Raw genomic sequence first — 6,880 nt, forward strand, 5'->3', positions numbered from 1 at the left:
CGACGGTAAGAATGCTGAAGCTGAAGTTAAAGACAACGGCGACGGTACTCATACTGTAACCATCAAAGACGGTAACGGTAACACTACTACTACTGTTGTTAAAGACGGTGCTAAAGGTGATACTGGTGCAACTGGTGCTAAAGGTGAAAACGGTAAGTCTGCTGAAGGTAAAGTTGAGCGTGATGAAGCTAAAGGTACTTCTACTATCACTATCAACAACTTCGATAAAGACGGTAAAGTCATCTCTACTACTACTGCAACCGTGAAAGATGGTAAAGACGGTAAAGATGGTAAAGATGCTGACGGCACCTTCGGTCTGGTTGACGAGACTGGTACTACTGACGGCTCTATCTCCAAAAAACTGAATAACACTATTCAGATTAAAGGTGATGCGGGTACTAAAGTCCAAGTATTCGACAAAGCAACCGGTAAGACTTCAGAGAAAGAAGTTCAAAACATCTTCGTTAAGAAAGACGGCGATGCGCTGAAAGTCAGCTTGAACCCTGATCTGACCGTTAACAGTGTTACTACTAACGAACTGAAAGCAGGTCCTGTAACCATCAACCAAGGTGGTATCGATGCCGGCAACACTACTATTAAAAATGTTGCTCCAGGTAAGAACGGTACCGATGCGGTTAACGTTGACCAGCTGAACCAAAAATTCGGCGATGTGAACAGCAATGTGAACAAAGTTGACAACAACGCCCGCGCAGGTGTGGCTCAAGCTCTGGCTACTGCCGGTCTGCCACAAGCTTACTTGCCAGGTAAGAGCATGCTGGCTATCGGTGGCGGTCACTACCGCGGTGAAACCGGTTACGCTGTCGGCTTCTCTAGCATCTCCGATGGTGGTAATTGGATCATCAAAGGTACTGCTTCCGGCAACTCACGTGGTCACTTCGGTGCTACCGCAGCAGTTGGTTACCAATGGTAATCTGACTTTCAGACGGCCTGAAAAAGTCGTCTGAAAAGACGAAGCAAAGTAAATGCGGCCTATTTAGGCCGCATTTTTTTATGCTTAGATTATGTTTTGGGTTGATTCGATGAGTTAATCGTAATAGTAGCCAAAGAGAAATGAATATATCTTTAGCAGTCTGTTGTAATTTTAAAGGCCGTCTGAAACATCATTGGATGTTTCAGGCGGCCTTTCATTTATTCGCACGATATACCATTAATCTCAAATATTTGCGCGTTCGACTTCTTTCCATGCGTCTAGAATCAGGCTGCCGTCGTTGTCTTTCAGCAAAGTAGCATCTGAGAGCATACGGCGCCAAGTGCGGGCATTTTTTAGGCCGTGCATTAAGCCTAGTGCGTGGCGGACGATATGGCGCAGGATTGTGCCTCGTCCTAAGGCGATTTGTTCGCGACTGTATGCATATAGCCAAGCTGCTAAGTCTGCGTATTGGATTGGTGCGTGTGCGTCGTTGTAAAACATTGTATCCCAATCGCGCATCAGCATTGGATTGTGATAAGCCTCGCGCCCGATCATGACCCCATCGACAAATTTCAGATGTTCGGCGATTTCTTCGTTGGTAGTGATGCCGCCGTTAATCAAAATTTCCAAGTCGGGAAAATCTTGTTTTAAACGATACACGTATTCATATTTGAGTGGCGGGACTTCGCGGTTTTCTTTCGGGGATAAACCGTCCAGCCAAGCATTGCGTGCATGGACAATAAATGTGCGGCAGGCTGTTTTTTCGCGAAGTGTTCCCACAAAATCTGCTACGACTTGATATTCTGTCTGTCTGTCTACACCGATGCGGTGTTTGACCGTCACCGGAATTTCAACTGCATCCTGCATCGCATTCAAACAATCTGCCACCAAATCTACATCATTCATCAGGCAAGCGCCGAAAGCGCCTTTTTGAACGCGTGGGCTGGGGCAGCCGCAATTTAGGTTGACTTCGTTATAGCCATACGCTTCAGCCGCTTTGGTAGCGATTGCCAAGTCATGCGGATCTGAGCCGCCAAGCTGTAAAGCTACCGGTTGCTCGCCTTCGTTGAAACTCAAAAAGCGGTCTTTATCTCCGTAAACCACCGCGCCTGAATTGACCATTTCGCTATAAAGCCAAGCATTGCGTGTAATTTGTCGCGCCATAAAGCGATAGTGTCTGTCTGTCCAATCAAGCATAGGTGCGACAGACAAGCGGCGGGAAGGTAGGGAAGAAGCAGGCATTGAGATGACTTTCAAACAAAATAATGCATTATATAGCGTATTAAATTGACTTTCGATATCGGCCGGTAAATCAAAATAATATATAAGGTATCACTGGGTGCAGCCGTGTTGTAGCTGAGGCTAAATCCATTCATGGTGGTGGAAATCCAATATTCAGACGGCCAAATAAGTTTTAAAATGTCAAACAACAAACCATTAGAATGATAAGGAAAAAAACATGGCACAATTTTTCGCCATCCATCCCGATAATCCCCAAGACCGCCTCATCAAGCAAGCCGCCGATATTGTCCGTAGTGGCGGTGTCATCGTTTACCCTACGGATTCCTGTTATGCGCTGGGTTGCAAACTCGGTGACAAAAACGCGATGGAGCGCATTCTCACGATTCGTAAAATCGATCAAAAACACCATCTGACCCTGATGTGTGCCGATTTGAGCGAATTGGGTACTTACGCCAAAGTAGATAATGCCCAATTCCGCCAGCTTAAAGCAGCTACGCCCGGCAGCTACACCTTTATCCTGCAGGCAACCAAAGAAGTACCCAATCGCACGCTTCACCCCAAGCGCAAAACCATCGGCCTGCGTGTTCCCGACAACGCTACTGCCTTGGCGCTTTTGCAAGAATTGGGCGAACCTATTTTAAGTTGCACCCTTATGCTTCCTGAAGACGAAGAGCCATTGACTGATCCATACGAAATCCGAGACCGTCTTGAACATGCTGTTGATTTGGTTATTGATGGCGGCTGGTGCGGTACTGAGCCGACAACGGTTATTGATATGACCGATGGCACTGAGCTGATTCGTCAAGGCAAGGGAGATATTGCCGTATTCGGTTTGTAAAACCATCCGCGTCTGTATAAGTACGGATATGCGTATTCTTTCTATGACGTATTAAAAGCATTTTGCCAATTTTATTGATAGCTCAAAAAAACAAATTATTCAATTAAGCAATTGTTCAAAATCATTTCATCAAAGGCCGTCTGAAATCTTTCAGACGGCCTTTCCTGTTTCTTAAAAAAATAATTCATTTTAAATAAAATTCCGAGCGATTGGCACGTTGCTTGCATGATTACTGTGATTGCTGATGACTTGTCGACGGAATACAACATTACGCTTATTAATAAAAACATGACTGGAGAACTTTTGATGATTGGTTTTTCTGTTCAAACGTCATGATTTTGTTTAAAAATTAAAGATAATCGGTTGATATTTTAGACTAGCGGATATTTTGTAAGTATGAAATACTATACCGTTGCGGGATAGTCAAAAGCCTAAATTTTGTCTCAAAGTGACAATAAACGTCAGCTTGAGATAAGCATTTTGCTGGGAAAACCCCGCATAAATTCTTAAAGTAGCGTCATGCTCATGCTCACGCTTTTACCTATCATAAAAAGAGAAAGACACACCTATGAATAAGATATTTAAAGTTGTTTGGAACCGTACGATTCAATCTTTTGTCGTAACTTCCGAATTGGCCAAAGGCCGTGTGAAATCGTCTGCCGAACAAAACAGTGCAGATGTATCTGCCGAATCCGGTAAAAATGGTATCGCGACAGTTTTCAGATTGACAGTGATTTCGGCAGCTCTTTTGGGTGCAGGTAATTCGTATGCGGCAACTGCGGGACGAGGACAAATTGCGGTTGATCCTCCGACCAGTGCTACTGCGGTCAGCGGTGCAACAGCGACCGGTATTGGTGCGCTGTCAATAGGAGCATCAGCCAATGCTACGGCTAATGGTGCAGTTGCGGTAGGTACGAGTGCAAATGCAACACATAATAACAGCCTGGCCGTGGGTACTAATGCTAAAGCTACTCAAACTCATGCTGTTGCAATGGGTGCAGATACAAGTGCAAGTAGTTCATATGCAACAGCGATAGGTAAAAGTGCCAATGCTGTTTCTGTAGATTCAACAGCATTGGGTGCAGATTCCAAAGCAAATGGTACGCAAGCGACAGCGGTAGGTAAGAATGCTCTTGCTGATAATACGAGCACAACAGCATTGGGTAATTCGGCGCAAGCATTTGGTATAGGCTCAATGGCTTTGGGCCAATCCAGTACATCAAGAGGTCAAAACGGCATTGCAATTGGCAGCGGCAGTCAGGCTGCAGCCAATGCGCAAAATGCCATTGCAATCGGTACCAATGCAGTGGGTTATCAAAGTGAGTCTATTGCCATAGGTAATTCAGCCCAAGCTCAAACTGGAAATACCATTGCCATCGGTAAAAGTGCAGTGGCAAATTCTCCAGCTTCGGGTAATGCAGCATCAAGTGCTATTGCACTTGGTGCAGACGCGAATGCAACAGGACTTGGTACGATTGCTATTGGACGTGCATCTGGGGTTCTTTCGCAAAATATTATGAATGTGAATGTAACTCACAATAATATTGCTATTGGTAATACGGCTCGAGTAGGCGATTCAAGTAGTTCTAAGATAACTCAGTCTATTGCTATTGGTTCAGGTAACCGTGTTGATCCACAGGGCAGACCTGAGGGGGCGTGGGCAAAGGGAGACCAATCTATTGCGGTTGGTGGCAATGTCTTGGCTAATGGTAATTCATCTGTTGCTATTGGTGGTGATGATTTAGATTCGGTAGGTGGTACTCGATATTCTGGCAATGCAACGGATAAATTCATCAAATATAATGAAAAAGGTGCAAAGACCGGTGAATATACGCTGAGCGGTAAAAGTCTGCGTGATATTTATAAAGAGATGACTGGTGATACGATGTATAGCGGTTCTTATGGTAATACTATTGCCGGTCAAGGTTCTGTTGCATTAGGTGTGCAGTCTAATTCATCTGCCGATTTGTCTCTGGCTATCGGTACCAAATCTCAGGCCACTGCCTTTGGTGGTGTAGCTTTGGGTACAGGTGCGAAGGCTACTTTGCTGAATTCTGTGGCTTTGGGTACGGCTTCTAAAACCGATAAAGAAGGTCAGGCATACGTTCAACGCGAAATTATGGGTGTAACCTACACTTGGGCAGGCGGTCAAACTACCGATGCCGGTGATGTTGTGTCTGTCGGTTCCAAAGGTTACGAACGCCAAATCATTAATGTATCCCCTGGCGATATTTCCGCTACTTCCACTGATGCGATCAACGGCTCACAGCTTTATGGTGTTTTGAGTGCAATTGAGCGTGTCCGCTATTTCTCTGTTAAGTCAGAAGAAGGCAAAACTGACGGTACGAAAAACTGGAACAATGACGGTGCAAAAGCAACCAATTCGATTGCCATCGGACCGAATGCGGCAACAAGTACTGGTGCGACGGGTAGTGTTTCCTTGGGTCATAATGCCAACGTACTTGGCGAAGATTCTGTTGCTGTTGGTCCAAATGCAACGGTAACTTCGGGAACTGTTGGCGCTGTTGCCTTAGGTTCTAATGCCAATTCCCGCGGTACAGGTTCTATCGCCATAGGTTTGAATACAGAAAATAATTACAATTACTCTGTAGTCGTTGGTGCTCACAGTAGAGCCAACTATGGAAATGCAACCGTTGTCGGTGCAAGGGCAGCGGCACAAAATAACGGTACGGCAATGGGCTATTTGTCAAATGCAGTCGGTGATGATTCTGTTGCAATCGGTCATCAGGCGCAGACAACGCAAGCTTATTCTATCGCCATTGGTAAGCAGGCAAACAGTTCAGGCCTTTATTCCACCGCTATTGGTTCCTCAGCCCAAGCTGCCGGGCAGAATAGTTTTGCCGGCGGTAATAATGCAAAAGCGACTGGAAGCGATTCAGTTGCTTTGGGTAGTGGCGCGACGACTACGATCGGTAGCTCCGTTGCATTGGGTAATGGTGCTGTTGGCACTGCCAATAATTTTGATGCAACAGCTAAAAATGCAACATTCAAAAACGATAGTGGTACGACGACTAATGTCAGCTATGCAGCTTCTTCATCCGCTAAAACAGGCGCGGTTTCTGTAGGCAGTGCAGGCAATGAACGCCAAATCCAGAATGTTGCCGCAGGCCGTATTTCCGCCACTTCGACCGATGCGGTCAATGGTAGCCAGCTGTACACCGTTATGAACAATGTTGGACACAATATCCAACAAAACGGTACAGACAAATCTCGTATCAATAACAACGGTACAGTCAACTACGCCGATGGCAACTTGACGACTGTTGCAATCACCGATGGCGAGAATGCATCAAAAGTTCAAATCAACGTCACTCAAGGCACATTGTCTGTCGATAATAATGGCACAGTGTCCGCACCGACTGCCGGTGTAGCGACTGCCGGCGATGTTGCTAATGCCATCAATAATGCCAAAACCACAACCAAGGTGGCGGCAGGCAGTAACGCGCACGTTAATAAAACAACCTCAGGCAAAGAGACCACTTATACCGTCAGCGCAGATAAAGCAACGGTACAAGTTTCCAATGCTTTGAATTTGACTTCCAATACTACAACTGCAGCCGATGGTGCCGTCACAACTGAGTACAGTATCGATCTTGCTCAAAGTACTAAAGATAACATCCAAAAAGGTGTGGATGCCAAAACCACCGTTGATACCAAAGGTCTGACCTTCAACGGCGACAGCGGCAGCACCAATATCGAAAAACTCGGCTCCACCGTGACCGTTGCCGGCGACGACAACATCACCACTGAAGCCCAAGACGATAAAGTGACCGTCAAGCTGAACAAAGACCTGGTGGTAGACAGCGTCAAAGCCGGCGACACCACCGTGAACAACGACGGTGTGAAAG

At 45.9% G+C, this 6,880-nt stretch carries 4 protein-coding genes; 3 read left to right on the forward strand and 1 reads right to left on the reverse strand.

Translation table 11 applies throughout. The features are described from left to right. Window positions 1-931, forward strand: a 931-nt coding sequence (locus ACTHUM_RS01090) for a collagen-flanked surface repeat-containing protein (RefSeq protein WP_440392566.1), incomplete at its 5' end; no start/stop codon positions are given. A 243-nt stretch (window positions 932-1,174) separates the two neighbouring features. Here ACTHUM_RS01090 and dusA read toward each other — a convergent pair. Continuing rightward, a complete protein-coding gene (gene dusA, locus ACTHUM_RS01095; RefSeq protein ID WP_049336164.1) occupies window positions 1,175-2,173 on the reverse strand; it encodes a tRNA dihydrouridine(20/20a) synthase DusA in 999 nt (332 codons plus the stop codon). Between the two features lie 217 nt (window positions 2,174-2,390). On the opposite strand from dusA, the gene ACTHUM_RS01100 reads away from it, so the two are divergent. Both ACTHUM_RS01100 and ACTHUM_RS01105 read left to right on the forward strand, forming a co-directional pair. Then, window positions 2,391-3,011, forward strand: coding sequence for an L-threonylcarbamoyladenylate synthase (locus ACTHUM_RS01100; protein WP_004521114.1), 621 nt, complete (start codon window positions 2,391-2,393; stop codon window positions 3,009-3,011). A gap of 568 nt (window positions 3,012-3,579) precedes the next feature. Continuing rightward, window positions 3,580-6,880: ESPR-type extended signal peptide-containing protein (locus ACTHUM_RS01105; protein ID WP_440392567.1), on the forward strand; the 3,301-nt coding region annotated here is incomplete at its 3' end.

This window comes from Neisseria sp. P0021.S006 (assembly GCF_051956895.1).

Excerpts from the sequence above, each read along its gene's own strand:
- dusA (WP_049336164.1), bottom strand. The coding sequence starts at position 2,173 with ATGCCTGCTTCTTCCCTACCTTCCCGCCGCTTGTCTGTCGCACCTATG.
- ACTHUM_RS01100 (WP_004521114.1), top strand. The coding sequence starts at position 2,391 with ATGGCACAATTTTTCGCCATCCATCCCGATAATCCCCAAGACCGCCTC.